This window comes from Lentzea fradiae, assembly GCF_900100955.1.
GTDB lineage: Bacteria > Actinomycetota > Actinomycetes > Mycobacteriales > Pseudonocardiaceae > Lentzea > Lentzea fradiae.
Genome location: NZ_FNCC01000016.1, coordinates 108,008 through 134,706, shown reverse-complemented (window position 1 = coordinate 134,706; position 26,699 = coordinate 108,008). Strand labels below are relative to the sequence as shown.

General features: G+C 69.9%; 29 protein-coding genes. 8 read left to right on the top strand and 21 right to left on the bottom strand.

Going from position 1 to position 26,699, the window contains the following annotated elements; genetic code table 11:
- Positions 1–21: 21 nt before the first annotated feature.
- Positions 22–507: a signal peptidase II gene (lspA, locus tag BLT23_RS32630; RefSeq protein WP_090056610.1), complete on the top strand. Its 486-nt coding sequence runs from the start codon at positions 22–24 to the stop codon at positions 505–507.
- Here lspA and BLT23_RS32625 read toward each other — a convergent pair.
- The 6 genes from BLT23_RS32625 to BLT23_RS32605 all read right to left on the bottom strand — a co-directional run bounded on the left by BLT23_RS32625 (position 473) and on the right by BLT23_RS32605 (position 5,492).
- A complete protein-coding gene (locus BLT23_RS32625; RefSeq protein ID WP_342713713.1) occupies positions 473–1,132 on the bottom strand; it encodes an endonuclease V in 660 nt (219 codons plus the stop codon). The two genes, lspA and BLT23_RS32625, sit on opposite strands and share 35 nt — an antisense overlap.
- Complete coding sequence (locus tag BLT23_RS32620) at positions 1,110–2,075, bottom strand: DUF3500 domain-containing protein (RefSeq protein ID WP_090056606.1); 966 nt, start codon at positions 2,073–2,075, stop codon at positions 1,110–1,112. The genes BLT23_RS32625 and BLT23_RS32620 overlap by 23 nt, the downstream gene beginning before the upstream one ends.
- Positions 2,076–2,335: 260 nt before the next feature.
- Positions 2,336–3,265, bottom strand: coding sequence for an MBL fold metallo-hydrolase (locus tag BLT23_RS32615; RefSeq protein WP_245744427.1), 930 nt, complete (start codon positions 3,263–3,265; stop codon positions 2,336–2,338).
- 24 nt (positions 3,266–3,289) lie between these two features.
- On the bottom strand, positions 3,290–3,718 hold the full coding sequence (locus BLT23_RS32610; RefSeq protein ID WP_090056598.1) for a CBS domain-containing protein: 429 nt from the start codon (positions 3,716–3,718) through the stop codon (positions 3,290–3,292).
- A 146-nt stretch (positions 3,719–3,864) separates the two neighbouring features.
- On the bottom strand, positions 3,865–4,026 hold the full coding sequence (locus BLT23_RS41085) for a hypothetical protein (RefSeq protein WP_176947028.1): 162 nt from the start codon (positions 4,024–4,026) through the stop codon (positions 3,865–3,867).
- Between the two features lie 248 nt (positions 4,027–4,274).
- Positions 4,275–5,492: a DUF6923 family protein gene (locus tag BLT23_RS32605; RefSeq protein ID WP_425434437.1), complete on the bottom strand. Its 1,218-nt coding sequence runs from the start codon at positions 5,490–5,492 to the stop codon at positions 4,275–4,277.
- Positions 5,493–5,580: 88 nt separating this feature from the next.
- Between BLT23_RS32605 and BLT23_RS32600 the strand changes: the two genes are divergently transcribed.
- Positions 5,581–6,339, top strand: coding sequence for a bestrophin-like domain (locus BLT23_RS32600; RefSeq protein ID WP_090056591.1), 759 nt, complete (start codon positions 5,581–5,583; stop codon positions 6,337–6,339).
- Here the strand turns inward: BLT23_RS32600 and BLT23_RS32595 are convergent.
- Positions 6,336–6,992 (bottom strand): EcsC family protein, encoded by a 657-nt coding sequence (locus BLT23_RS32595; protein WP_090056587.1) that lies wholly within the window; start codon positions 6,990–6,992, stop codon positions 6,336–6,338. The two genes, BLT23_RS32600 and BLT23_RS32595, sit on opposite strands and share 4 nt — an antisense overlap.
- 125 nt (positions 6,993–7,117) lie before the next feature.
- The gene (locus BLT23_RS32590) at positions 7,118–7,954 is read right to left on the bottom strand and encodes an alpha/beta fold hydrolase (protein WP_090056583.1); all 837 of its coding nucleotides are present in this window, start codon (positions 7,952–7,954) and stop codon (positions 7,118–7,120) included.
- A gap of 45 nt (positions 7,955–7,999) precedes the next feature.
- On the opposite strand from BLT23_RS32590, the gene BLT23_RS32585 reads away from it, so the two are divergent.
- Positions 8,000–8,458 (top strand): CGNR zinc finger domain-containing protein, encoded by a 459-nt coding sequence (locus tag BLT23_RS32585; protein ID WP_090056579.1) that lies wholly within the window; start codon positions 8,000–8,002, stop codon positions 8,456–8,458.
- On the opposite strand, the gene BLT23_RS32580 is transcribed toward BLT23_RS32585, so the two are convergent.
- Both BLT23_RS32580 and BLT23_RS32575 read right to left on the bottom strand, forming a co-directional pair.
- Positions 8,455–9,336, bottom strand: a complete 882-nt coding sequence (locus BLT23_RS32580) for an ADP-ribosylglycohydrolase family protein (protein ID WP_090056576.1) — start codon at positions 9,334–9,336, stop codon at positions 8,455–8,457. The two genes, BLT23_RS32585 and BLT23_RS32580, sit on opposite strands and share 4 nt — an antisense overlap.
- A gap of 42 nt (positions 9,337–9,378) precedes the next feature.
- Entirely contained in the window at positions 9,379–9,930 is a 552-nt protein-coding gene (locus BLT23_RS32575) for a hypothetical protein (RefSeq protein WP_090056572.1), read from the bottom strand.
- A gap of 93 nt (positions 9,931–10,023) precedes the next feature.
- On the opposite strand from BLT23_RS32575, the gene BLT23_RS32570 reads away from it, so the two are divergent.
- Positions 10,024–10,548, top strand: coding sequence for an HNH endonuclease (locus BLT23_RS32570; RefSeq protein ID WP_090056569.1), 525 nt, complete (start codon positions 10,024–10,026; stop codon positions 10,546–10,548).
- A gap of 54 nt (positions 10,549–10,602) precedes the next feature.
- Here the strand turns inward: BLT23_RS32570 and BLT23_RS32565 are convergent, their stop codons facing one another.
- From BLT23_RS32565 to BLT23_RS32555, 3 genes are all read right to left on the bottom strand, one after another.
- Entirely contained in the window at positions 10,603–13,431 is a 2,829-nt protein-coding gene (locus tag BLT23_RS32565) for a vitamin B12-dependent ribonucleotide reductase (protein ID WP_090056566.1), read from the bottom strand.
- A 59-nt stretch (positions 13,432–13,490) separates the two neighbouring features.
- Entirely contained in the window at positions 13,491–13,958 is a 468-nt protein-coding gene (nrdR, locus tag BLT23_RS32560) for a transcriptional regulator NrdR (RefSeq protein WP_065913411.1), read from the bottom strand.
- Between the two features lie 273 nt (positions 13,959–14,231).
- Positions 14,232–14,516 (bottom strand): hypothetical protein, encoded by a 285-nt coding sequence (locus tag BLT23_RS32555; protein WP_090056562.1) that lies wholly within the window; start codon positions 14,514–14,516, stop codon positions 14,232–14,234.
- 222 nt (positions 14,517–14,738) lie between these two features.
- Between BLT23_RS32555 and lexA the strand changes: the two genes are divergently transcribed.
- The gene (lexA, locus tag BLT23_RS32550; protein WP_176947035.1) at positions 14,739–15,416 is read left to right on the top strand and encodes a transcriptional repressor LexA; all 678 of its coding nucleotides are present in this window, start codon (positions 14,739–14,741) and stop codon (positions 15,414–15,416) included.
- An 86-nt stretch (positions 15,417–15,502) separates the two neighbouring features.
- On the opposite strand, the gene BLT23_RS32545 is transcribed toward lexA, so the two are convergent.
- From BLT23_RS32545 to BLT23_RS32535, 3 genes are read right to left on the bottom strand one after another with little or no spacing between them, the layout of a single operon-like run.
- A complete protein-coding gene (locus BLT23_RS32545; protein ID WP_090056558.1) occupies positions 15,503–16,423 on the bottom strand; it encodes an esterase-like activity of phytase family protein in 921 nt (306 codons plus the stop codon).
- A gap of 38 nt (positions 16,424–16,461) precedes the next feature.
- Positions 16,462–17,925: a GTPase HflX gene (hflX, locus tag BLT23_RS32540; protein ID WP_090056554.1), complete on the bottom strand. Its 1,464-nt coding sequence runs from the start codon at positions 17,923–17,925 to the stop codon at positions 16,462–16,464.
- Between the two features lie 26 nt (positions 17,926–17,951).
- On the bottom strand, positions 17,952–18,452 hold the full coding sequence (locus tag BLT23_RS32535; protein ID WP_090056550.1) for an ArsR/SmtB family transcription factor: 501 nt from the start codon (positions 18,450–18,452) through the stop codon (positions 17,952–17,954).
- A gap of 54 nt (positions 18,453–18,506) precedes the next feature.
- On the opposite strand from BLT23_RS32535, the gene BLT23_RS32530 reads away from it, so the two are divergent.
- A complete protein-coding gene (locus BLT23_RS32530) occupies positions 18,507–19,748 on the top strand; it encodes an MFS transporter (protein ID WP_090056546.1) in 1,242 nt (413 codons plus the stop codon).
- Positions 19,741–20,610 carry an SMP-30/gluconolactonase/LRE family protein gene (locus BLT23_RS32525; protein WP_090056543.1) on the top strand — a complete coding sequence of 290 codons (870 nt, stop codon included), beginning with the start codon at positions 19,741–19,743 and terminating at the stop codon, positions 20,608–20,610. Before BLT23_RS32530 ends, BLT23_RS32525 begins: the two co-directional genes overlap by 8 nt.
- Positions 20,611–20,761: 151 nt before the next feature.
- Here BLT23_RS32525 and dapF read toward each other — a convergent pair whose 3' ends face one another.
- The 3 genes from dapF to BLT23_RS32510 are packed head-to-tail and all read right to left on the bottom strand — an operon-like array spanning position 20,762 to position 23,141.
- Positions 20,762–21,568, bottom strand: coding sequence for a diaminopimelate epimerase (gene dapF, locus BLT23_RS32520; RefSeq protein ID WP_090056539.1), 807 nt, complete (start codon positions 21,566–21,568; stop codon positions 20,762–20,764).
- Complete coding sequence (gene miaA, locus BLT23_RS32515) at positions 21,556–22,464, bottom strand: tRNA (adenosine(37)-N6)-dimethylallyltransferase MiaA (RefSeq protein WP_176947027.1); 909 nt, start codon at positions 22,462–22,464, stop codon at positions 21,556–21,558. Before miaA ends, dapF begins: the two co-directional genes overlap by 13 nt.
- Positions 22,461–23,141 carry a class III extradiol dioxygenase subunit B-like domain-containing protein gene (locus tag BLT23_RS32510; protein WP_090056535.1) on the bottom strand — a complete coding sequence of 227 codons (681 nt, stop codon included), beginning with the start codon at positions 23,139–23,141 and terminating at the stop codon, positions 22,461–22,463. The genes miaA and BLT23_RS32510 overlap by 4 nt, the downstream gene beginning before the upstream one ends.
- Positions 23,142–23,312: 171 nt before the next feature.
- Here BLT23_RS32510 and BLT23_RS32505 point away from each other — a divergent pair, with 171 nt between their 5' ends.
- A complete protein-coding gene (locus BLT23_RS32505; protein WP_090056531.1) occupies positions 23,313–24,659 on the top strand; it encodes a DUF349 domain-containing protein in 1,347 nt (448 codons plus the stop codon).
- A 92-nt stretch (positions 24,660–24,751) separates the two neighbouring features.
- Here the strand turns inward: BLT23_RS32505 and BLT23_RS32500 are convergent, their stop codons facing one another.
- Entirely contained in the window at positions 24,752–25,219 is a 468-nt protein-coding gene (locus BLT23_RS32500; RefSeq protein WP_245744424.1) for an Rv2732c family membrane protein, read from the bottom strand.
- A complete protein-coding gene (miaB, locus tag BLT23_RS32495; protein ID WP_176947026.1) occupies positions 25,216–26,682 on the bottom strand; it encodes a tRNA (N6-isopentenyl adenosine(37)-C2)-methylthiotransferase MiaB in 1,467 nt (488 codons plus the stop codon). The genes BLT23_RS32500 and miaB overlap by 4 nt, the downstream gene beginning before the upstream one ends.
- Positions 26,683–26,699: the final 17 nt, after the last annotated feature.

Below are 26,699 nucleotides of genomic sequence, written 5' to 3'. Positions count from 1 at the left end.
CTTAACTACGCTCGTCCGCAAATGGACACCACCACCTCTCGCCGCGTGCCGCTCGTCGTGGGCATCGCCGCGCTCGTGCTGCTGCTGGACCAGGCCACCAAGTTCTGGGCCGAGAGCGCGCTGACGGGTCGCGCACCCATCCCCGTGATCGGGGAGTTCCTGCAGCTCAGGCTCCTCTACAACCCCGGCGCCGCGTTCTCCATCGGCGCGGGGTCGACGTGGGTCTTCACCATCATCGCCGCCGTCGCCGTCGTGATGCTCGCGCGATACGGCACGCAGCCGCAGACGAGGCTGCGGGCTTTCGCGCTCGCGTTGATGCTGGGCGGGGCGACGACGCACCTGCTCGACCGGCTGTTCCGGCAGCCGGGGTTCGCGCGGGGGCACGTCGTCGACTTCATCGACTACAACGGCTGGTTCGTCGGCAACGTCGCGGACATCGCGCTGGTCTGCGGCGCGATCCTGCTCGTGCTGGTCAGCTTCGCCCCGACGAAGCAGCCCGCTTCGTGAGGGTGTCGGCGCGGCGGGTCGTCTCGGGCAGCCGGTAGCGCGGGGCGAGGCGCAGCACCTCGGCGCACGCGCGGTCCAGGTCGATCTTATGGCCGACCGACACGAAGACGGGCTTGACGCCGTCCTGGGTGCGCAGTGCTCTGCCGACGACCTCGTCGTCCATGATGAGGTCGCTCATCGACCCGCGCCGTTCGCCGGGCTGGGTGAAGGTGCCCATGGCGTTCTTGGCGACGCCGATGCTGGGGATACCGGTGTGCACGCCGAGGTGACACGCCAGACCGAACCGGCGCGGGTGCGCGAGACCTTGACCGTCCGCGACCAACAGGTCCGGGGTGACGGTCACCCTGTCGAGAGCGCGGAGCAGCACCGGCATCTCGCGGAACGCGAAGAGGCCGGGGATGTAGGGGAAGTTCGTCGTGTCCTCCACGACGACCTCGTCCAGGACGTCCAGCGTCTTCGCGTCGAACACGACGCAGACGCCGACGACCTCGTCGTCACCGCGGTAGCCGACGTCGAGGCCGGCGACGGTGTCCGTGCGCAGGCCGGGGGCGCTGGTGACGATCACTTGACCGCGCAGTCGTTCTTGGGTCGCGACGGCGTCCTCAACTGTTCTGGGCCACTCCACGGGCGACAGTGTGCCGTGACGCCTGGTAGTGGGCGGCGAGGAGGTCGTCGCCGAAGTCACCTGAATGGCGACGCCAGACGGTGTGGACGTGGTTGGCCTCGCTGGCTGTGTTGTCGTACTCGATGAGCAGCTCTGGCCCCTGGACGCGGTAGTAGTGGCCCTCGCCCCGGCGTAGTGAGCCTTCCCAGGAGAAGTGCAGGCGTTCGGGGTCGAGTTGGGCGAACTCCTCGTCGGCCAGTTCGAAGGCGAGGCGGTCGAGGTAGAAGCGGACCAGGTCGACCAGCAGCTCGGCGGCCGGCTTGCCGAGCTGTGAAGGTGTGACTCCGACCGGCTCGGACGGACTGATGCGCGGGGAGTTCCCGGTGCGGATGTCGCGTGGCGCCGTGTCCGACACGACGGCGAGGCGGCGGGCGGTCGGGCCCATTCGGTCGAGGAGTTCGCGGGCCAGTTCCTCTTCCAGGCGCAGCGGCTGGCCGACCACGTGGCCTCGGTAGGTGACGCGGGACGGGTTGGCGCCGAGGAAGAACGGTGTCGCCGCGATGCGGCCTTCGGCGACGACGACGTTGACCGACAGGTGGTGCCCTTCGATGCGCCAGCCCCACGGCTCGTCACTGCCGGGCGTGCCGAAGAGGATCGTCCAGTAGTCGCCGCTGTGGCGGTCGCGAGTGCCGCCCTCACGGTGGTCGAGCACGTCTTCCAGCGCCATCACCTCCGCGGCCTGCGCGTAGGCGTGCGGGCTGAGGACTGTCGCGAGCATGCCGTGGACGGCTTTGCGCTGGTCGCGGCCGAGGTCGCCGAGGGCCAGGCCGGGACGGGTGCCCGGCGTGTAGGCCCAGCGGTGCCTGAGGTCGTCGTCGGTGACAGCGCGGATGGCGTGTTCGCGCTGGCCGGCGTCGAGCGCACTGATATATCGGCGCGTGGCGTCGGCGACGTCGTACAGCATCTTCCGAACTTAACCGGCCTCCGTGCGGGCGGCACAGATCGCGGTCGGGTGGTGTTCGAGCTCAACGGTCCGGCGAACGTGCCCGAGTTGCCTGCGGTGTCGACAGGTCGTTGATGTGGCATGACCGGGTGTGAACGGCTGGACGTTGACGTTGCGATGTTGACGGTGATGTTGACGACGGGACATGGCGACGTTGATGGCGTCAATGTCCCGTCGGTCGGCATCGGCGTGTCGGCTGGCGTGCCGGTATATCGATCGGGTCAGGCGTGGCAGGTGATGGGGCCGCCGTGGAGTTCTGTCATGTCCGTCCACACGCGGACGAGGTCGACGCGTTCGGTGAGCGGCTTGCCGTCCAGTTCGTGGTAGGCGCGGTGGATGTTGCCGACGAAGCGCTCGGACTCCTGCCACGACGCGAAGCGTGTCGGCTCCGCCTCGCGGGCCACCTGCATCGGGGTCTTGCCCGCGGCGTGGCCGGCGTTGGCCTGGTCGTAGAGGTAGGTGGTGTAGGCGACGAGGTCGTCGAGGACGCGGGTGATGTCGTCGCCGCGTAGCAGCGGGCCGTGGCCGGGGACGAGGACGTCGGCGTGGAACGAGCGCAGGAACGCGAGCGCGGACAGGTAGCCCAGGATGCTGCCCTCTGCGAGGAACGGTTGTCCGCCCGCGAAGACCAGGTCGCCGGTGAACAGGACGCGGTCGTCCGGCAGCCACACGACGGTGTCGCCGCGGGTGTGCGCCGGGCCGGGGTGGTGCAGCTCGACCACGCGTGTGCCGAGGTGCAGGGTCAGCGACTTCGTGTAGGTCAGCGATGGCGGGCGGACCTCGATGTGGCCGTAGTCCGGGCCGGTCAGCACCTGGGCGGCGAGCAGGCCGGAGCCGATGACGTCCTCGCGGCACGCCTCGTGGCCGATGATCACGGTGGACGGCGGGACGAGCCAGTTGCCGAAGGTGTGGTCGCCGTGGTGGTGGGTGTTGACCACGTAGCCGGGGTCGGCGCTGGTCACGGCCGCCACCGAGGCGAGCAACGCGCGGTTGCGCGCCTCGGTGGACGTGGTGTCGACGAGCAGGAGCGAGTCGTCGGAGCCGAGGACCACGCCGGTGTTGTTGATCATCCAGGACCCGTCCGGCTGGACGTAGGCGTGGACTCCCGGCGCTACTGGGACCAGCGCGGGCCGTTCCGCGGAAGAATTCACTCGTTCGAGCGTAGTGAGAACAGGTCAGCCCTGGGCGATGTACGCCTGCAGCTGGTCCTGGGACTGTTCGAGCTGCCCGATGCGGCTCTTCACGACGTCGCCGATGCTCACGATCCCGACGAGCTGTCCGTCGGACACCACGGGCACGTGGCGGAAGCGCCGTTCGGTCATCACGACCGTGAGGTCGTCCACCGTGTCCGTCGGCGAGCAGGTGTGCACGTCGACGGTCATGATCGATGAGATCGGGGAGGACAAGAGTTCGGCGCCTGTCTCGTGCAGGCGGCGGACGATGTCCCGCTCCGAGACGATGCCCACGACGCCGGAGGGGTCGACGACGACGATCGCGCCGACGTTGTGCTCGGCCAGGGCTCTGAGGAGCTCGGACACCGGTAGGTCCTGGTCGATGGTCGCGACCGCCGATCCCTTGGTCCGCAAAACGTCGGCAATCCTCATTTGCGCCTCCGATCCTGTCGGTCCGGTAGGCAACTCAGGCTAGAACCGATCGGGGCGGAACGGGAGACAGTGCCCCCAAGAGAGCAGGGGACGCGCTCGAATGCACGAACGCGTCCCCCGCGGTGTCGCGCCTGGTCCGGCGTCGGCTACGCGGCTCCTCCGCGGCGACGCATGGCGAACTGGCGCGGCTGGACCACCGGCACCCGCTGCTGAGGCAGCGTGAAGTGCGTGTTCTGGTCCTGCTTGGACCGCTTGCCCGCACGGCGTGCGGCGCGGTTGCCCGGCTCGGGCTGGGTGTTGTCAGGCATGCGAAAGCCTCCTCGCGAAGAGGGCGTGCAAGAGCCACGGTGGAAGACGGCCGTGGAAGAAGGACCCGCGGAAGGGTCACCAAGCGCGACGACAGGTCGCGGAGCGAGCGGCTGAACCGCTGCGAGGGCTTCATCAGATGAAGAACATGGCCGCAACGCTAGCGACGTCGTCGCGGCCTGCCAACCGAATTAATCGCGGGCCTCACCCGCGGGGGCCGGACCGGCGGCCCCCGCCACAGCAGGCCGGATCAACCTCGGGCACGGGCGGCCGCGGCACCGGCGCCCAGCATCACCAGGACGATGGTCGCCATCGCCCACTTGCGGGACTTCGTCAGCGGAGTGGTCTCGACGGCCAGCGAGAGGTCCTCACGTGGCTGGGTCCGCTGGCGCGCCACCCGCGCCGGAACCTGTTGTGCAGGAACGGAAGGCGGCGTCACGGCCGGAACGGGAGGCACGGCGGGCACCGGCGGGACGACCGGCGCGACCACGGCGTCCGGTGGGGGCACGGGAACGGGCGTCGGCACAGGGGACGACGACACGGGCGGGACGGACGGCACCTCGGGGCGAGGTTCCGGGACCTCGACCTCGGGCGGCATCGGCGCCGGCAGGCAGCCCGCACCGTCGACCATGCCCATCCGCGGGCCCGATGACAGCTCCACCGCGGACGTCCCGCTGATCCGGTAGACGCGGCTGCGGTGGTGGTGGCCGTTGTTGACGGCATAGAGGGTGCCCGCGGAGTCGGCGATGACGGCGCCGTACGTGGACCCGCCCGGCAGACCGGGGACGTCGGTCCTGCTCAGCACCTTGCCGGTCGCCGGGTCGAACGTGACGACCTCGCCCGGTCCCACGCCCGCCGCCGACACGCCCGTCAGCATTCCGGTCGCCGGGTCCGGCGTGAAGTCGTCGAGCGCGAGCGCGGGCCAGCCGAGCACCACGGTTCGCACGATCTTGAGGTAGGCCGGGCTGGCGGGGTCGATGTCGATCGAGTGCAGCAGCGCGTGGTCACGCACGTAGAAGGTGCTGCCGACGACCGCGCCGGCCGTCACGTCGTCGGTGCGGAACCAGTGCGCGTCAACGGGCCCGAGGTCGTCGACCGCTCCCTTCGTGTCGATCAGGACGACGTGCGAGGGGCGCTTCCACCAGTGGTGGCCCTTGGACGTGAGCCCGACCAGCCTGCCGAGCTTCGCCGAGTACCCCAGCGCATTCACGGAGTAGTCCAGGTGAGCTATTTCTGTCACTCCACCGGATGACACGTCGAGGGCCGAAAAACTCGAAAACTTTCCCCTATCGAGTGAACGCACCAGATAAGCGTCACAGTTCTGCGGAGCGGCCTGCGCAACGGCGCTGGTGAACGGCGCGGAAAGCACGACGAGGGCGGACGCGGCGCTCAGCGCGAGCGAATCGCGCCACCACCGGGATGGAGCAACCCAATACGACAACCGGGTATTGGTAGTGTCGCCGCGCATTTCCACCTGACCATTACTCGTCCACCGGACCTTGCTGTACCGGTCACAGTAGACCGTGGTCTAATCCCACACCAAGAAAGGGGCCGAATTGAGCATTTACCTCAGCGGCGCGCTCTGGGTTCTCGGTGCCGCCGTCATCTCCGCCGTTCTCGTCGTCGTCACCCGCCGGTTCGGCTCGGACGAGGTGAGCGAGAAGAACCTCGGTGCGGGCGGTTCGGTGTTCAGCATCGTCGCCGGTCTGCATGCCGTGCTCGTCGCGTTCATCCTGATCGCGCTCTTCGACTCGGCCAACGCCGCGGAGGAGCAGGTGCAGCGGGAGGCCAACGCGCTCGTCGCGGTCAACTGGTCGGCCGGGTCGCTGCCGGAGCCCGCCCGGTCGAAGGTGGACCAGCTCACCCGCGACTACGTGGCGACCGTCGTCGACGACGAGTGGCCGCGCATGCAGGAGGGAGAGGAGGTCGGCAACCGCGGCTGGGTCACGTTGAACCTGCTCAAGGAGACGATCGCGACGGCGGCTCCCGACGGCAGCTGGCAGGAGGACCGCAAGACCGAGGCCGCGAACCAGCTCTGGGACGTCTACCAGGCCAGGCAGGAGCGGCTGGACGCGGCGGACAACGGCGTCAAGCCGGTCGTGTGGCTCGCGCTGCTGATCGGCACGGTGCTGTCGCTGCTCTTCCCGTTCCTGTTCGGCGGCCCGAACCTGGTCTCGCAGCTGCTCATCACGGTCACGCTGACGTCGACGCTGGTTCTGCTGCTGTTCGCGATCTACCAGTTGCAGAACCCGTACAGCGGAGGTGTTCTCATTCCGCCGGACGCGTTCACCTCCGCGCTCGACCGGCTGAGCTAGCGCGAATCGGTCGTTCCGTCCGCTTCCTCGATCTCCACGTGCAGCACTTCGCCGTCGATGACCTCGGGCAACGGGTTGGGCTGCGTGAAGTAACGATTCGCGAATGCGCCGACGGCGCGGGTCGAGGCGGCGTCCACGCCACCGCCGATGACGCCGCCGAGCACCGGAACGCCCTTCGCGGCGAGGGTGCCGAGCTTTTTCGTGCCGTATTTCGTGATGAGCGCCGAGGCGGCCTTCTTGGTGAACTGCTTGATGCCGGCTTTCTTGAACAGCTCGGTTCCGGCATTGCCGAGCAGGCACAGCAGGATGGCCGTCTGCACTTCCTCGCTGTCCACGTCGTGGCCGCGCAACGACGCGATGGACGCGATGAGGTGCGTCTGGATCACGTACGTGGCCGCGACGTTGGACGGCAGCGAGACGGGCAACGTGATCAGCCCGCCGAGGTTCGTCAGGAAGCCCTGGGCCCCGGCGAGCGCCACGTGGGTGCGGACGAGGTGCTTGATCGCGGCGTCCTGGCCGCCCTTCTTGGCGAGCGCGTCGGACGCGGCCTCGCGGGCGCTCTTGAACGGCCCGAACCCGTCGACTCCCGCGCGCAGCAGGTAGTCGGCCACACCCTGCTGGACCTTGTTCAGCTCACCTTTGGACTCAGCCACGCCTCCGAGATTACGCGTCCGGCCCGCCTGATGAGTGGCCAACAGGCCGTGATCAGCGGCGATGGCGCCGAGCGATGATCACGTCGTGGATGTCTTGCGACACAGGGAACCCGCTGGCGGACACCTCACCCGGCCGCGGCGAACTCCCTGACCAGGTCGGCGATCACGGTCAGGTCCTCCTCCAGGGCGAAGTGGCCGGTGTCGAGCAGGTGCAGCCGCGCGTCCGGCAGGTCGCGCAGGTACGCCTTCGCGCCGGGCTCGAGGAAGTACGGGTCGCCCCTCCCCCACGTGATCAGCGTCGGCGGCTGGTGTTCGCGCAGGTACGCCTGCCACCGCGGGTACTGCTCGACGTTGGAGTGGTAGTCGAGGAACAGGTCGACCTGGGGTTGCGGGCGCAGGTCCAGGTAGTGCTGGTCGAGCGTCCACGTGTCGGGTGAGATCGTCTCCGGGTCGCGCGCGCCTTCGAGGTAGGCGAACTTCGTGTACTCGGCGGCGAGCAGGTCACGCGCGAACCGCGGGTCGCGGTTGCGGATGAAACCCCAGGCGAGGTCGGACAGACCGTCCTCGTACGCGTTGCCGTTCTGCACGACCAGGCCCTTCACCCACTCGGGGTGCCGGGTGGCGACGCGGAAACCGACGGGCGCGCCGAAGTCGAAGACGTACATCGTGAAGCCCGTGAAGTCGATGGCCCGCAAGAACTTCTCGATCGTGTCGGCGAGGAAGTCGAAGGTGTACGGGCGGTCGGGCGCGGCGCTGTGGCCGGAGCCGGGGTGGTCGGGCGCGACGATGTGGAAGTCGTCCTTCAGCTCCTCGATCAGCCGCGCGTACTGGTGCGATGCCGACGGGAAGCCGTGCAGCAGAAGGAGTTTGGGCTTCGCCGGGTCGCCGGCCTCCCGGTAGAAGACGTCGAGGCCGTCGATGTCGGCGGTGCGGTAACGGGTCACACGGGTCTTTGTCGTCATGTTGAATTAGGCTAATGGGTAGTCGGCGTGATGTACAGTTAGGTTGTGCTCGCGATCGACTTCGTCAACACGCTGACCTCCGAGGAAGACCGGCTGGAGGAGTGGCTGTCCGCGCAAGGGCTGCCCTGGTCGCAGGAGGTCGTGGTGTTGCGTGGCCAGGTGGAGGCGGCGATCCTCGCCGCACGGGACGGCCGGGAGCCGGACCTCGCGCCGGTGAACGCGGCATTGCGCGGCGCACCGTCGTTCGAAGTGCTGACCTGGGACGACGGCGTGGTGGTCACGCGGTCGCGGGAGGGTGACGAGGTCGCGCGGGCGCTCGCGACGCTGGCCGGTGCGGCGGCGGAACTGCTGGCGTCACCGGCGGTGCGGAAGGTGAAGACGTGCGAAGGGCCGGGGTGCCGGCTGCTGTTCGTGCCCGCGCACCCGCGACGCCGGTGGTGCGATCCCGCGACGTGCGGGAACCGGGTGCGGGTGGCGCGGTACTACCAGCGGCACAAGGACTAGCGGCTGACCCAGTCCGGAAGCGGTTCGCGTTCCGCCAGCCACTCCCGCGGTGGCTTCGCGACGATTCCGCCGACGATCGCGGCCGTCGTATCGATGTCGCCGCCCGCCGTGACGCACGTCGTGATCGCGGCGCGGTAGTCGTCAAGGTGATGTGCCGCAACCCAAAGCGTGAACGGCACCGTGTCCTGTGCCGTGACGCGGGAGCCGTTGCCGAGCACGTACGCGGCTTCCTCGGCGTTGTCGATCTTCCGTGCTTTCTCGATCCCCTTGCGCACCAACGACTCTTCGAGGTGGTCGAGAACGCCGCCGAGGAAGTCCCGCGGTGGTGTCCCGGTGAGCCGGGACACCACCGCGAGCGCCGACGCGTGTGCCACCGCGACTCCGCCGGCGATGCCCTCGGGATGCTGGTGGGTCACCTCGCTGGCACGGATCGCTTGCGTCGTAATGGTTTTCGGGTCGTCGTTGAAGTACGCCCCCAAGGGCGCGATTCGCATCGCGGCGCCGTTGCCGCACGAACCCTGGCCGTTGAACGCGCTGGAGGCGGCTTCTTTCCACGGCATGCCTTGGCGAATCTTGCGCAGGATGGTGAAGGCACCCGCACCGTAGCCGCGGTAGGGCTCGCAGCGATCGGCGAACGTCACCGCGAGCCGGTCCGAGTCCACCTCACCGTGGTCACGGAGCTCGGCGACGAGGTTGCAGGCCATCTCGGTGTCGTCGGTCCACTCCCACGGCCCTCGTGGCGGCCTACCGGCCACGAGGTCGGGCAGCGAGCGGCCGACCATGAAGAACTGTGCGCCCAGGGCGTCGCCGACGGAGAGGCCGGCGAGCGAGTCGTATGCGAGGTCCAGGCGCGCGCGTGAATGCAGAACAGTGCGCATCACCTGCGATTTTAGCCGCTCGGGCCCCTCTGCGGGCCGGATTCAGCGAGCCTGCCCGGCGGGGGTGAAGACGAAGCTGTCGCGGAACGCGCCGTCGCCGCGCCGCGTCGCCATCAGCCGCAGCTCCGGCATGAAGTGGAAGAACACGAGCGACCCCGACCGGTCCGGGTAGCCGAGCGTCTTCGAGTAGTTCGGGTTCGTGCCGCCCAGCCACAACGGGGGCTCGCCGTACTCCGCGATCACGTCGTCGAGCAGGCAGTCGTCCTCGCCCAGGACACCCGGGATCCGGCTGTCGGTGTCGAGCGAGAGCCAGCCCTGCCGGTGCGCGAGGTCCGCGTAGACCGACGCCATGACGTCCTCGCTGCGGTGGCCGAGCACCTCGTGGACCGCGCCGCTGACCATGGCCGCGTTCGCCGCGCCCCGCTTCACGAGCGTGTCGAGCTCGGACTGCCACCGGTCGGTGCGGTCGTCGGCGTAGGCCAGCGCGTCGAGCAGGGTGAGGATCACCGCCTCGCCGCCGTACATGCCGGGTCGCCGGACAGCCGCGTTGAGCTGGCCGAGCAGGTGACCGCGCAGGTCGTCGAAAGAGCGCATCTCTCCCCCTTTGCCGTTGTTCTACCAGGTGCGGGCACGTGAAACAGAATCGCCTTCGCAACCGACAGAAAGATCGACGACTGGGGAGGTCACATGGCGGCGAGCACCGCGCAGATAGTCGCGCACTGGGTCGAGCACGAGGTCGAGATGACCGTCGACTGGAGCACGGCCCACGAACGCTGCTGGCGGTGCGGCTACCGGACGAGACTCGAGAAGTGCCACATCGTGCCCGTGGCGCTGGGTGGCAGCGACGCCGCCGACAACCTCGTGCTGCTGTGCGCCCGGTGCCGCCGCGAGGCGCCGAGCCACGAGGACCCGCGGTACATGTGGCGGTGGCTGCGCGCGACGGGCGTGTCGTCCCCCGACAGCACGTACTGGACGATGCGCGGCTGGGAGGAGTTCGAGGTCATCTTCGGCCGCAAGCCGCTGGAGGTGTTCCGCGAGGCCGAAGTGGACCACCGCTCGCTCAACGCCGAGTGCCGGGCGCTCGCCGCGGACGAGTTCGCGAAGACCGTCAGCCACTTCGGCGAGGGCAGGCTCAACCCGTCGACCATCGCGTGCGTCATCGCGGAGATCGAGAAGAAGCTGGCCGACCGGCACGGGATCACGTTGCCCTGACGGCGAAACCGCCTGCCGGGGAGGCGACTCCCCGGCAGGCGGTCAGCGGTCGGGTCAGCTGCAGCCCGAGGTGCTGCCGCAGCCTTCGCACAGGTAGCAGGACCCGGCAGGACGCATCTTCGTGCCGCACGTCATGCACAGCGGCGCGTCGGCGGCCTTGCCCAGGTGCAGCTCCAGCAGCTCGGTCGAGCTGCCGACCTGCTTCGGCGCGGACGTCTCGACCGCGGGCTCGACGGACTTGGACGCCTCGACCGAGCCGCGCAGGCCCTCCAGGTCCACATCGGACGATGCCGGAGCGCCGTACTCGCCCGCCACCTGTGCCGAACGCTCGTCGGCGGTGAAGATGCCGAGCTGCGCGCGCTTGTCGTACGGCAGGTAGTCGAGCGCGAGGCGGCGGAACAGGTAGTCGAGCACCGACGTCGCGATGCGGACGTCCGGGTCGTCGGTCATGCCCGCCGGCTCGAAGCGCAGGTTCTGGAACTTCGAGACGTAGAACTCCAGCGGGATGCCGTACTGCAGGCCCACCGAGATGGACATCGAGAACGCGTCCATCACGCCGGCCAGCGTCGAGCCCTGCTTGCCCAGCTTGACGAAGATCTCGCCGAGGCCGTTGTCCGGGTAGGACCCGGCGTGCAGGTAGCCCTCGGCACCGCCGACGGTGAACGACACCGTCTGCGACGGGCGCTTCTTCGGCAGGCGCTTGCGGACCGGGCGGTACTCGACGACGGTCTCGGAGGTCTTCTCCTCGGCCTTCTTCGCCGACTTGCCCGCCGACAGGGGCTGGCCGACCTTGCAGTTGTCGCGGTAGATCGCGAGCGCCTTCAGGCCGAGCTTCCAGCCCTGGTAGTAGATCTCCTCGACGTCCTCGACGGTCGCCGTCTCCGGCATGTTGACCGTCTTGGAGATCGCGCCGGACAGGAACGGCTGCGTGGCCGCCATCATCCGCACGTGGCCCATCGGCGCGATGGACCGCTCGCCCATGGCGCAGTCGAAGACCTCGTAGTGCTCGCGGCGCAGGCCCGGCGCGTCGACGACGTGGCCGTGCTCGCCGATGTACTCGACGATCGCCTCGACCTGCTCGTCCTGGTAGCCCAGGGCCTTGAGCGCGCGCGGCACCGTCTGGTTGACGATCTGCATCGAGCCGCCGCCGACGAGCTTCTTGAACTTGACCAGGGCCAGGTCCGGCTCGATACCGGTGGTGTCGCAGTCCATCATCAGGCCGATGGTGCCGGTCGGGGCCAGCACGGACGCCTGGGCGTTGCGCCAGCCGTTCTTCGCGCCGGTCTCCAGCGCCTGCTGCCACGCCTCGGTCGCGACCTTGTGCACCGACGAGTCGTTCGCGTGGTAGGTGCGGATCAGGTCGTTGGCGGCGGCGTGCTTGCGCATGACGCGCTGGTGCGCCGTGGCGTTGCGCTTGTAGCCGTCGTAGGGGCCGACGACGGCCGCGAGCTCGGCGGAGCGGCGGTACGAGACACCGGTCATCAGCGAGGTGATGGTCGCGGCGAGCGCGCGGCCGCCCTCGGAGTCGTACGCGTGGCCGGTCGCCATCAGCAGCGCGCCGAGGTTGGCGTAGCCGATGCCGAGCTGGCGGAACTTGCGGGTGGTGTCCGCGATCGGCTCGGTCGGGAAGTCCGCGAAGCAGATCGAGATGTCCATCGCGGTGATGATCAGCTCGACGGCCTTGGCGAACGTGACGGCGTCGAACCTGCCGTCGTCACCGAGGAACTTCATCAGGTTGAGCGACGCGAGGTTGCAGCTCGAGTTGTCGAGGTGCATGTACTCCGAGCACGGGTTGGACGCGGTGATGCGGCCCGACTCGGGGCAGGTGTGCCAGTCGTTGATCGTGTCGTCGTACTGGATGCCGGGGTCGGCGCACTCCCACGCGGCCTTCGCGAGCTTGCGGAACAGGTCCTTGGCGTCGACGCGCTCGATGACCTCGCCGTCCTGCCGCCCGCGCAGGCCGAAGTCGCCGCCGCTCTCGTAGGCATGCATGAACTCGTCGGACACGCGGACCGAGTTGTTCGCGTTCTGGTACTGCACGGACACGATGTCCGAGCCGCCGAGGTCCATGTCGAACCCGGCGTCGCGCAACGCGCGGATCTTGTCCTCTTCGCGCGCCTTGGTCTCGATGAACTCGACGACGTCCGGGTGGTCGACGTCGAGGACGACCATCTTGGCCGCGCGGCGGGTGGCGCCACCGGACTTGATGGTGCCCGCGGACGCGTCGGCGCCGCGCATGAACGACACCGGGCCGGACGCGGTGCCGCCGGAGGACAGCAGCTCCTTGGACGAACGGATGCGCGAGAGGTTCAGGCCGGCACCGGAGCCGCCCTTGAAGATCAGGCCCTCCTCGCGGTACCAGTTGAGGATCGACTCCATCGTGTCGTCGACCGCGAGGATGAAGCACGCGCTGACCTGCTGCGGCGAGCTGGTGCCGACGTTGAACCACACCGGCGAGTTGAAGCTGAAGATCTGGTGCAGGAGCATGTAGGTGAGCTCGTGCTCGAAGATCTCGGCGTCCGCGTCGCCCGCGAAGTAGCCGTGCTCCTTGCCCGCGCCGACGTAGGTCTTCACCACGCGGTCGATCAGCTGGCGCAGCGACTGCTCGCGCTTGTCGCTGCCGACGGCACCGCGGAAGTACTTGCTGGTGACGATGTTGGTGGCGTTCACCGACCAGAACTCGGGGAACTCGACACCGCGCTGCTCGAAGTTCACCGAGCCGTCACGCCAGTTCGTCATGACGACGTCGCGGCGCTCCCACGTGACGTCGTCGTAGGGGTGACGGCCCTCGGTGGTGTAGACGCGCTGGACCTTCAGCGCGGCCGGCTTGGCAGCCGCCCGTGCGGCTGTCTTCTTGGCTGAGCCGCCGACGGTCTCGGTCACGGTGGATCTCCCTCGTGTGGTGCTGAGAAAAGTAGGTTTCGCGCCGGAGTGCGCGAAGATCACTGCTCCTGAGCCGCTTCGGCCCGGGCAGTGCGAAGATCGAGAATTTCCTTCTCGAAGTCCTCGACGGACGAGAAGGAGCGGTAAACGCTCGCGAAGCGCAGATATGCGACCTCGTCGAGTTCGCGCAGGGGCCCCAGAATGGCCAGCCCCACCTCGTGGCTCGGGATTTCCGCACATCCCGTCGACCGGATCGACTCTTCCACTCGCTGGGCGAGCACCTGGAACGCGTCCTCGTCGACCGGGCGGCCCTGGCACGCCCTGCGCACGCCGACGACCACCTTGTCGCGGCTGAAAGGCTCCGTGACCCCGGAGCGCTTGACCACGGCGAGGACCGCTTCCTCGACCGTGGTGAACCTGCGGCTGCAGCTGTTGCAGGAGCGCCGACGGCGGATCACCTGACCCTCGTCGACCTCACGGGAGTCGACCACCCGTGAGTCCGAATGGCGGCAGAACGGACAACGCACGCCACCTCACCCCTTCCCCCGCGCAGCGTTCATCGCAGCAGCCGCACTGGTCGGGTTACCCACAACCTGTGGACTACTTACAACGGTGCAACCACTAGATGTAGGGGTAGAACCTAGATCGCTGCGGACGCGGACGCAACTCGACACGACGCGTGGCGCGTCACCCTGTCGGAGGAACCGGCGATGATCAGCGGCGATTACACAGCGACGCCCGCCTCATGACGGAGCGAACACGTCGAGGCGGGCGCGGAGACACAAGATGTGGGGGCGGAGCTACGGGGTGACCCCCACCTGCTGGAGGTAGAGCACGCCGAGCGCGACGACCGTCAGGGCGCTCAGCACGCCGACGGCGACAAGCTCGAACAACGACTCGCGCCGCTGCCGGACCTCGCACGAGCTCGACTCGCGCGCGGCGGGCACGACGACCTGGTGCGGCTTCGTCGCTGGTCGGCGCGGCATGACGCGGGGACCCGAACGGAGGGGACGGCCCGCTGCGACGTCCGCGTCCCCGGCCACGCGCAACCGCTTCTCGACGAGCACCGCCATGACGCCCTCCATCGCAGGTCAACCACCTTGATCGAACAGGGGTTCGATCGAACGTCCGTGCGAATTTCTACCACGCCGGACCACCTCGCGCCAGAACACGCGGGCAAATAACTCGAACAGGTGTTTGATCTGCGCAACAAACACGACTACCGTCGACCACGAAGATCGACGGAGGCCGGAATCCCATTCGAACTGGGGGCGGCGAGGAGGACAGCGACCGTGGCAGGCAAGACGATCGACCCTGAGCCCGCTCTCGCGCAGGCACAGGTGAGCGAGATCGCGGGAAACGCCGGCCTGACCCTGCGTCAGCGCAAGGTGCTCGACGTCATTCGCGACTGGGTCGACCGCTTCGGCTACCCGCCGAGCGTGCGCGAGATCGGCGAGGCCGTGGGGCTCACGTCGACCTCGTCGGTCGCGTACCAGCTGCGCGCGCTGGAGCGGAAGGGCTTCCTGCGCCGCGACCCTAACCGCCCGCGCGCGGTCGGGATGCTGCCCACCGAGATCGACCCTGGTCTCGACCCGATGTCCAAGCCGACGCCCGCGTACGTGCCGATGGTCGGCCGCATCGCCGCCGGTGGCCCGATCCTGGCGGAGGAGTCGATCGAGGACGTGTTCCCGCTTCCCCGTGAGATCGTCGGCGAGGGCGAGCTGTTCCTGCTGCGCGTCGTCGGTGACTCGATGATCGACGCCGCGATCACCGACGGCGACTGGGTCGTGATCCGCAAGCAGCCGACCGCCGACCAGGGCGAGATCGTCGCCGCGATGATCGACGGCGAGGCCACGGTGAAGACGTTCAAGCGCAAGGACGGCCACGTCTGGCTGATGCCGCACAACCCGGCGTACCAGCCGATCAACGGCGACGAGGCCACGATCCTGGGCAAGGTCGTCACGGTGCTGCGGCGTCTTCCGTAGCGTTCACGCACTCGTGGGCGGGCACCTCTCGGTGAGATGCCCGCCCACGAGTGTGTTCGGGGCCGCCCGAACTGATATATCGGATATCAGGCGCGGCGGCGCATCCGCAGGCCGATGACGAGGGCGACGACGAGGACGACGCCGCCCAGCGACAGGGCCAGCGGCCAGTTCTGCCACGACGAGCTCGACGGCGGCGCGGCCTGCACCTGGTCGTCGCCGGACTCCGCCGCCGGGGGCGCCGACGTCGTCGCCGGCACGATGGGCTGGGCCAGCGCCGCAGCGCCCGCGACGGCGCGGATCGGGGTGCCCACGCCCTCCGACGCCGACAGCAGCGTGCCGTCCGGGTCGAACGCGATGGCCTCGCCCTGAGGCTCGTCCGGCAACGGGATGCGGACCGGGTCGCCTTCCAGCGCCTTGACGACGTCGCCGCCGGGCACCGGGTACAGGTAGGCGTCGGTGTAGGTCCGCAACGCGATGACGGAGCCGTCAGCTGTGGAGGCCGCGCCCGTCACCAGGCGCGAGTCGAGCTTGCCCTCCAGCGGTCCACCGGGCGTGTCCGTCGTCGACAGCGACACGCGTGCCACCTGCTCCAGCGGTACCGGCGCGTCGGTGCGCAGCGGGGCCGCCGGTCGGTACACCAGCGCGGAACCGAGGGGTTCCTTGGTGATGATGTACGGCGTGCCGGACTTGTCGACGATCAACGCCTCGGCGTCGTGCTTGCCGTCCGGGTAGGTGAACCGGAACACCTCCACCGCGCCCGACGGCGACACCTTGTGCAACGCGACGGTGGGCCGGGACTTGTTGTTGTCGCCGGTGTCGGACGCCCACAGGGTGCCGTCCGGCGTCAGCGCCAGGTCCTCGACGTCGTACGGGTTGATGGGCGCGGTGATCGTGCGGGTCACGACGCAGTCGCGGCCCATGACCTGGATGCGCAACGTGCCGTCGTCGCTGTCGTTGACGGCGTAGAACTGCTTGCCGTCGGACGCGAGCCCGGATAGCTCCTGCATGGCTACCGGGCACACGTCCACCGGTGGAGGCGGGAGGATCAAGCAGGGGTCCCGTTCGTCGCGAACTCCTCGAGGACACCGGCCAGGTCCGGGCGCACGCGTGCGCTGAGCAGCGTGCCCGACTCCGTGTGCTTCTCGGACAGCACCTCGCCGTCGCGGTGCACGCGGGCGACGACCTCGCCGCGCGCGTACGGCACGTGTGCCTCGACGACGACCTCGGGACGCGGCATCAGCTCGGCGATGCGGACCCGCAGCTCCTCGATGCCGAGGCCCGAGTGCGCCGACACGAACGACGCGTCCGGGAACAGGTGCCTCAGCCGGGCCATGCCCAGGTCGCCCACCGCGTCGATCTTGTTCACGACGAGCAGCTCGCGCGGCATCGGCGCGCCGGACTCCTCGTTGATCTCGGCGAGGACCTCGCGCACCGCCTTGACCTGCTGCTCCGGCATGGCGTCGGAGCCGTCGACCACGTGCACGAGCAGGTCGGACTGGCCGACCTCCTCCAGCGTGGACCGGAACGCCTCGACCAGCTGGTGCGGCAGGTGCCGGACGAAGCCGACGGTGTCCGTCAGCGTGTACGGCAGGCCCTCCGGCGTCAGCGCGCGGCGCGTCGTCGGGTCGAGGGTGGCGAACAGCGCGTCCTCCACCAGGACACCGGCGCCCGTCAGCGCGTTGAGCAGCGAGGACTTGCCCGCGTTGGTGTAGCCCGCGATCGCGACGCTCGGGATCTCGTTCGCCGTGCGGCGGCCCCGCTTGGTCTCGCGGATGACGCCGATCGCGGCGATCTCGCGGCGCAGCTTGGCGATGCGCGCGCGGATCCGGCGCCGGTCGGTCTCGATCTTGGTCTCACCGGGACCGCGCAGACCCACGCCGCCGTTGCCGCCGCCGGCACGGCCACCGGCCTGCCTGGACAGCGTCTCGCCCCAGCCGCGCAGGCGCGGCATCAGGTACTGCAGCTGGGCCAGCTCGACCTGCGCCTTGCCCTCCTTGGACCGCGCGTGTTGCGCGAAGATGTCCAGGATGAGCGCGGTGCGGTCGATGACCTTGACCTTGAGCTTCTCCTCCAGCTGACGCAGCTGGCCCGGCGACAGCTCACCGTCGCAGATCACCGTGTCCGCGCCGGTCGCCTGCACCACGTCGCGCAGCTCGGAGACCTTGCCGGACCCGATGTACGTCGCCGCGTCAGGCTTGTCGCGCCGCTGCACGACGCCCTCCAGCACCTGCGAGCCGGCGGTCTCGGCGAGGCGGGCGAGCTCGGCCATGGACGCCTCGGAGTCGGCGGCCGTGCCCTCGGTCCACACCCCGACGAGCACGACCCGCTCCAGGCGCAACTGGCGGTACTCGACCTCGGTGATGTCCTCGAGCTCGGTCGACAGACCTGCGACGCGGCGCAACGCGGCGCGCTCGGCGAGCTCGTAGTCACCGGTCGAGAAGTCGTCCTCCTCGTCCCAGGTGGCGTCGAACTCCGGGTCGAACTCTGTGCTCTGGATGTTTTCCGTCATTTGCCCTTCATCGTCCCACGGACTGTTCAGTCCCCCGGATACACCGCGAGGTAGATCGCCACACGGGGAACATCCGGTTTGACCGGTTGAGCGGCCAACTCATCCATCAACGCTGCGAGCCGCCGCTTTAGTTCCTCGGGGTCGACGGTGACGACCAGACGGCTCTGTTCCACGTCCTGGAGCCCGATGTCGGCAACCTCGCCGAGGAAAGCGTGCAGCATCGCCTCGCCGACGGCGACCGCATTTTCGCTGTTGTCGAGCTGCCAGGAAAGACCTGTCGACCGGTAGGGGATCTCCTTGGCGCCCCGGTTGCCCGCGCGCGGGGGCAACGGCTCCAGGAAACCCGCGGCCACGAGCTTGCGGACGTGGTGCAGCGTCGTGGCCGGGTCCTTGCCGAGCCGGTCGGCCAGCTCCTTGTTGGTGAGCGGTCGTTCGACCGTCAACCGGATCATCCGCAGCCGCAGGTCCGAGCTGAGGGCGGCGGCCTCCTCGCTGGTCGCGGGCCTTCGGTTGCCGTGGGGGGACATGGCGCGAGTGTAAGTGATTGACACTTTCCAATCACTCGGCGCAGACTCCCCCGCATGGCGCTTTGGGGGCACCCCGACTTCCGCAGGCTCTGGACCGGCGACACCATCAGCCAGTTCGGCGCGACCGTCGGGATGACGGTCGTCCCGCTGCTCGCGGCGGGCGTGCTGGACGCGACACCGTTCGAGATGGGCCTGCTGGCCGCGGCGAGCACGATGGCGTTCCTGGTGATCGGCCTGCCCGCAGGCGTGTGGGTCGACCGGGTGCGCCGCAAGCCGTTGATGATCGCGATGGACCTGGTCCGCGCCGCGCTGATGATCAGCGTGCCGGTCGCGTGGTGGCTGGACCTGCTCGCGCTGCCGCAGCTCGTCGTCGTGAGCCTCGCGGTGGGCGTGTGCACTGTCTTCTTCGACGTCGCCTACCAGTCGTACCTGCCGTCGCTGGTCGGACGCGGCCAGCTCGTCGAGGGCAACTCGAAGCTGCAGGCCAGCATGTCGGTCGCGGAGGTGTCCGGACCGGCGGTCGGCGGGTACGCGGCGCAGTTCCTCGGCGCGGCCAACGGCGTCCTCGCGACCGGCCTGGGCTACCTGAGCTCGGCGTTCTTCCTGGCCAGGATCAAGACGGCCGAACCGGTGCCGCAACGCCACCCCGACCCGCACCTGCGCCGCGAGATCGCGGAGGGCCTGCGGTTCGTCTTCGGCAACGTCACGCTGCGCATGATCGTGGCCTGCACCGGCACGTCGAACTTCTTCCACGGCATCCAGAACGCCGTCATGGTGCTGTTCCTGCTGCAGGTCGCCGGGCTGAACGAGGGCACGGCCGGCCTGGTGCTCAGCGCGGGCGGCGTCGGCGGCGTGCTCGGGGCGGCGTTCGCGCACCGGATCGGGCTGCTCGTCGGCCAGGCCAGGATGATCTGGCTCGTCCCCGTGCTGACCTGGCCGTTCACCCTGGCGCTGCCGTTCGTGTCGGACGGGTGGGGTCTCGTGCTGCCGATGCTCGGGCTCGCGGTGACCATGTTCGGCGTCGTCGTCTACAACATCGGCCAGGTGAGCTACCGGCAGGTGATCTGCCCCGACCACCTGCTCGGCAGGATGAACGCCTCGATCCGCTGGGTGGTGTGGGGCGCGACACCGCTGGGCGCGCTGCTGGGCGGCGTGCTCGGGTCGTGGATCGGGATCGTGCCGACGCTGTGGGTCTCCCTCGCCGGCACGGTGGCCGGGATGGTGTGGCTGCTGCTGTCACCGTTGCGGTCCATGCGCGATCTGCCCGCCGGGGATAGCGTCGTCGCCCATGGCTGATACCTCGGTGCTGCGGGACGGTCTCCACTTCGGCGAAGGGCCGCGACGCGGCCCGGACGGTCGCCTCTACTACTCCGACTTCTACGCGGGCGAGGTGCACGCCCTCGACCTCGCGACGGGTGACGACGAGGTCGTCGTCGCCTTCGACGGCCAGCCCTCCGGCCTCGGCTGGCTGCCCGACGGGAGCCTGCTCGTCGTGTCGATGCTCGACCGCACGGTCCGCCGGCTCGACGGCGACGACCTCGTCGTGCACGCCGATATATCGGATATCGCGACGTTCCACGCGAACGACATGCTCGTCGACGCCAGCGGCCGCGCATACGTCGGCAACTTCGGGTTCGACCTGCACGGGGTCATGGACGAGATCGGCCTGGAGGGCCTGCTCGACCCCGGCTACGACCCGCTCGGCGCCAAGCTCGCGCTCGTCCGGCCCGACGGGACTGTCAGCGTCGTCGCCGAGGACCTCAAGTTCCCGAACGGGATGGCGTTGCTGTCCGGACCAGACGGCGGCGACGTCCTCGTCGTCGCCGAGACTCTCCGGCTCGGGCTCACGGCGTTCTCGGTCGGCGGCGACGGGTCGTTGAGCGACCGCCGGGTGTGGGCCGACGTGAAGGAACACGGCATCGCCCCGGACGGCATCGCGGGCGACGGCGACGGCGTGTGGGTGGCGCCGGCGTTGCAGGCGGCCGCGTACCGGATCGCCGAGGGCGGCGCCGTCACCCGGAAGGTGGAGACGACGCAGCCGTGCTTCGCCGTCGCCGTCGTCGGCGACAAGCTCGTGTGCCTGACGGCGCCCGACTCGCACCCATCGGTGGTGAGGCCCGCCCGGCTCGGGAGGATCGAGGTCATCGACCTCAGCTGATATCCGATATATCGGATATCAGCCGCACACCATGAGATGACCGCGTGCGCCGGTCGTTGTCGTCGGAGACAAGCTGACCGCGTGCGCGGCGAAAACCCCGATGGAGATCGTGAACTGATGCGGCGCCGCGGAGAGCCTGGCGAACAGGGGCTCAGACGAGGGCGTCCCACCAGGACTTGTCCAGCTCGCCGCGGGCGACGAGCACGGCGGGTCCGGTGAGCGTCGACGTCGTCGGCTCGATGGTGACCGACACCTGACCGCCGAGGACGTCGACGGTCGCCGAGCCGGTCGTGCGGCCCTGACCGGCGAGCCACGACGCGACGGCCGCGACGGTGCCGGTGCCGCACGAGCGGGTCTCGCCGACGCCGCGTTCGTGCACGCGCATGCGCAGGGCGTCCTGGCCGATGACGTTGACCAACTCGACGTTGACGCCGTGCGGGAACATCACCGGGTCGAAGCCCGGCGGCACGGTGAGGTCGAAGTCCTCGACCGGTTCCTCGGTGACGCACGCCAGGTGCGGGTTGCCGACGTCGACCGCGAAGCCGCCGATGCCGTGGCCGTCGACCGCCGCGATGGACGTGCCGGTGACCCTGGCGGGGCCCATGTAGTTCGTGACGGAGCCGTCCGGGTGCGTCACCACGGTCCGGTCGCCCGCGCGCGTGCCGACGACGAACTCGCCCTGGGCCTGGTGGCCCGCGTCGACGAGGTAGCGGGCGAAGACGCGCAGGCCGTTGCCGCACATCTCGGCGATGGAGCCGTCGGCGTTGCGGTAGTCCATGAACCACTTGCCGCCCGACTCGCCACTCGTCCGCACGACGCGCAGCACGCCGTCCGCGCCGAGGCCGCGCTGCCGGTCGCACAGCGCCTGCACGCGCGCCACCGTCAGGTCCAGCTGGTCATCGAGGTCGGGCAGGACGACGAAGTCGTTCTCCGTGCCGTGCCCCTTCACGAACTCCACGGCACCAGGCTACCGGCGGCCTCCAAGAGATCGGGCCGCGCACCGTCGAGCCAGGTGATGCGCCGGTCGCGGCGGAACCAGGACCGCTGCCTGCGGACGAACCGGCGGGTGGCGCGCTTGGTCTCCTCCCTGGCGAAGTCGATCGTGCAGGCTCCGTCCATTGCGGACAGGACCTGCTGGTAGCCCAGGGCCCGCGAGGCCGTCCTCCCGTCGCGCAGGCCCAGCCGGACGAGGGCGCGGACCTCGTCCTCCAGCCCGGCCTCGAACATCACGTCGACCCGCCGGTCGACGCGCTCGTCCAGTTCGGACACCTCGCGGTCGACGCCGATCTGGACGGTGCCGTACCGGGCGGGGCCGGGTTTGGGGAGGTTCGCGGAGAACGGCTCCCCGGTCAGCTCGATGACCTCCAGGGCGCGCACGATGCGGCGGCCGTTGGACGGCAGGATCGCGATGGCGGCGGCCGGGTCGAGCTCCCGCAGCCGCCGGTGCAGCGCCTCCGGGCCCGCCGAGGCGAGCTCGGCCTCGTAGCGTTCGCGCACGGCGTCGTCGGTGCCGGGGAACTTCAGGTCGTCGAGCACGGCCTGCACGTACAGCCCGGAGCCGCCGACGAGGACCGGCGGGCGTCCGGCGGCGAGCAGGTCCTCGACCACGGCCCGCGTCTCCCGCTGGTAGGCGGCGACGGAGGCGGTCTCGGTGACCGAGAGGACGTCGAACAGGTGGTGCGGGACGCCCCTGCGCTCGGCGACCGGCATCTTGGCCGTGCCGATGTCCATGCCGCGGTAGAGCTGCATGGCGTCGGCGTTGACGACCTCGCCGCCGAACCGCTCGGCGAGCGCGACGGCCAGGTCGGACTTGCCGGTGGCGGTGGGTCCGACGACGGCGATGGGTGTGATCACGGGCGCTCCCAGACTGCGACGTGGTAGCCCACGCCGAACGGTGCGAAGAACTCGGCGCCGGCACCGCGCCACGGTCCTGGCACGCCGGCGAGGACCTGCCAGGCGGCCCTGCCCTGCGCGCCCAGCTCACGGGCGAGCGCGGGGTCGAGCGCGAGCAGGCCGTCGGTGTCGGCGGTGGCCAGCAGGTCGTGCACGGCCGCGTCGAACGGGCCGGACCGCTCGTCGTCGGACCCCGGTGACCGCGGGCCGTGCCGGGTGGAGCCGTCGCCGAGGACGAGCAGGCCGCAGTCCTCGGAGGCCAGCCGCCGTCCCAACGCGACACAGTCCCCGACCGGCAGGTCGTCGGGAACGATCTCAACGCGTGACACCTCGACCGCGCAGCGTTCCCGCAGCCACGCGGTGACCAGCACGGGCAGCGGGAGGTCCGCGCCGGGAGCCGGGTCACCCCCGAGTGACACCGGCACGTCGACCCCATAACCGAGGAATGTTCCCGCGAGCGGCGGGACGAACGTCGCCCTGCCGGTGGGGGCGGCGGCGACGGCGACCCACGGACCGGGCAGTTTTCCCGCCGCGGCAAGGGAAGCGGCCCGCACGGGCTCGGTCTCGGCGGCGGCTCCCGCCACCAGTTCTGGCACCAGGAGAGGCGGGTGCGGCACCACCGCGGCACGGCTGATCACGACGGACGAGGCTACCTATCGTGGACTCCCAGTACCGAGTCGAGCTCTGACCTGTTTGAATGCGCGCGGGGAACTGGGGACGGGAGACCCTCCAGCGCCCGTATTGCATCGGCCCCGCCGGCTGGCGGGGCGCCCGTGGCAGGCACGGGCGTCAGATGGGAGGAACCGGCGATGTCGGAGCAGGACAGCACACCGGAGGTTGCGGCCGAGACCACTCCGGTGGAGGTCGCAGCCGAGGGTGGGGCCGAGGAAACGCCGAAGGAGACCGCGCAGGCGACGCCTCCGGCCGTCCCCGTGGCGTCGGACCACCCTGAGCGCTGGGGGCGCGTGGACGCCGACGGCACCGTGTACGTCAAGACCGCGGACGGCGAGCGCGCCGTCGGCTCCTGGCAGGCGGGCGAGCCGGTCGAGGGACTCGCGCACTTCGCGCGCCGGTTCGACGACCTGCGCACCGAGGTCGAGCTGCTCGCGTCGCGGCTCACGTCCGGCGCCGGCGACCCCAAGCACGCGCTGACCAGCGCGAAGCACGTCAAGGAGCAGCTCGCGGACGCCGCCGTGGTCGGCGACCTGAAGGCGCTGGCCGACCGCGTCGAGCACGTGCTGGTGCTGGCCGAGAAGGGCATGGAGAAGGCGAAGGAGGCCAAGGAGGCCGCCCGCGCCCAGTCCGTGGCCCGCAAGCAGGCGCTGGTCGAGGAAGCCGAGTCGATCGCGACCGAGTCCACGCAGTGGAAGGTCGCGGGCGACCGGCTGCGCGCGATCCTCGACGAGTGGAAGACCATCCGCGGCGTCGACCGCAAGACCGACGAGCAGCTGTGGCGCCGGTTCTCGAAGGCCCGTGACGCGTTCAACCGCCGCCGCGGCTCGCACTTCGCGGACCTCGACCGCCAGCGTTCGGTGGCGAAGGCGTCCAAGCAGGCGCTGGTCGAGGAGGCGGAGAAGCTCGTCGACTCCGACGACTGGGGTGCCACGGCCGGTCGCTACAAGGAGCTGATGGTCGAGTGGAAGGCCGCCGGGCGTGCGCCCAAGGAGGCCGACGACGCGCTGTGGCAGCGGTTCCGCGCGGCCCAGGACGCGTTCTTCCAGCGGCGTTCCGAAGCCTTCAGCGAGCGTGACGCCGAGTTCGCGGCCAACGCGAAGCTGAAGGAGGAGCTGCTCGCCGAGGCCGAGGCGATCGACCCGTCGGCCGATCTCGAGACCGCCCGCCAGCAGCTCTACAAGATCCAGGAGCGGTGGGACGCGATCGGCAAGGTGCCGCGCGAGCGCATCCGCGAGCTCGAGGGCAAGCTGCGCACGATCGAGGAGAGGGTCCGCGGCGCCGTCGACGCGCAGTGGCGCCGCTCCGACCCCGAGGCCGAGGCCCGCGTGGCGCAGTTCCGCGAGCGCGTGGAGCAGTTCGAGGCGCAGGCCGCGAAGGCCCGTGCCGCCGGCGACAAGCGCCGCACCGAGCAGGCCGAGGCGCAGGCCGCCCAGTGGCGCGAGTGGCTCGCCGCCGCTGAGCAGGCGCTGGCGACCCGCTAGAGGCTCTGACGTCAGAGGGCCCCTCTCCCGCGTGGAGAGGGGCCCTCAGGCGATTTCAGCGGGTGTTGCGGCCGTTCTCGGACGGCCTGCCGTCACAGCTGGGGCGGGCGGGAGGCCGCGATCTTCACCCACTTCACCAGCAGGACGACCACGGCGATGACGGCGATGGTCAGCCCGAGGCCGGGTCCGGGGCCGACGACCTTGTTGCTCGTCGTCGTCTGCTGGGTCCAGATCGACAGCACCCCGACGACCGACGCGGCGAAGAGCCCGAGCGCGCACACCCACGCCAGGCCCCACCGGCGGACCGCGAGCGTGATGCCGGACCCGAGCACGCCGACGCCGAGCGCCAGGAACGCGAACAGCCTCGGCAGGACGCCCTGGGACTCGCCGAGCAGCACGCCCAGGCCGGTCGCGTCGCCGATCCACGGCAGCACGAGCGACACCAGCAGCGCCAGCACCGCGATGGAGATCGTCAACGCCCCGGTGCCGGGGTCGATCCGCTTCGCGGCCTGCTGCTCCACCGAGTCGATCTCCTTGCGCAGGAACTCCTCGTCGCTCACGTGGCGGCGCACCCGGACGTGGCGGGCAGCGGCGCGGGCACGCCGAACGAGGGCAGGCCGAGCCCGACCCCCGCCGTCTTCGGCTTGAGCCCCGCCTCGGAGCGGTCACCGGCCTTGGTGCGGCGCCACGACAGCGGTTCGCCGTCCGCCACGAGGTAGTGCGGCGCCCCGTACGTCACGACGGTCTCGACGACGTCGCCGGGCCGCGGGGCGGTGGTGCCGGGCGTGAAGTGCACGAGGCGGCCGTCACGGGCGCGGCCGCTCATGCGCTGCGTCTCGGCGTCGCGCTTGCCCTCGCCGGTGGCCACGAGGACCTCGACGGTCCGGCCGACCTGCTCGACGTTCAGCGAGTGGGTCATCTCGTTCTGCAGCGCCACGAGCCGGTCGAACCGCTCCTGCACGACGGCCTTCGGCAGCTGGTCCGGCAGCTCGGCGGCGGGCGTTCCCGGGCGCTTCGAGTACTGGAACGTGAACGCGGAGGAGAACCGCGCCTGGCGCACCACGTCGAGCGTGCCCTGGAAGTCCTCCTCGGTCTCGCCGGGGAAGCCGACGATGATGTCGGTGGTGATCGCGGCGTCCGGCATGGCGGCGCGGACCTTGTCGATGATGCCCAGGTACTTCTCGGTGCGGTACGAGCGGCGCATCGCCTTGAGCAGCCGGTCCGAACCGGACTGCAGCGGCATGTGCAGGCTGTGGCACACGTTCGGCGTCTCGGCCATCGCGGCGATCACGTCGTCGGTGAAGTCCTTGGGGTGCGGCGAGGTGAAGCGCACCCGCTCCAGCCCGTCGACGTCACCGCAGGCGCGCAGCAGCTTGCCGAAGGCGAACCGGTCGCCGAACTCGACGCCGTAGGAGTTGACGTTCTGGCCCAGCAGCGTCACCTCCAGCACGCCCTCGTCCACGAGCGCCTGGACCTCGGCGAGCACGTCGCCGGGGCGGCGGTCCTTCTCCTTGCCGCGCAGCGACGGCACGATGCAGAACGTGCAGGTGTTGTTGCAGCCCACCGAGATCGACACCCAGCCCGAGTAGGCGGAGTCGCGGGCGGCGGGCAGCGACGACGGGAACGTCTCCAGCGCGTCGAGGATCTCGACCTGCGCCTCGGAGTTGTGCCGGGCGCGTTCGAGCAGCACCGGCAGCGAGCCGATGTTGTGCGTGCCGAACACGACGTCCACCCACGGGGCGCGCCGGACGATCTCGCCGCGGTCCTTCTGCGCGAGGCAGCCGCCGACCGCGATCTGCATGCCGGGGTTCGCCGCCTTGCGCGGGGCGAGGTGGCCGAGGGTGCCGTAGAGCTTGTTGTCGGCGTTCTCGCGCACCGCGCAGGTGTTGAAGACGACGACGTCGGCCTGGTCGTCCTCGGCGGCCCGCGCGTAGCCAGCGTCCTCCAGTAGACCGGCGAGCCGCTCGGAGTCGTGCACGTTCATCTGGCAACCGAACGTGCGGATCTGGTAACTGCGGGTCACTGCAACCAACCTTTCGT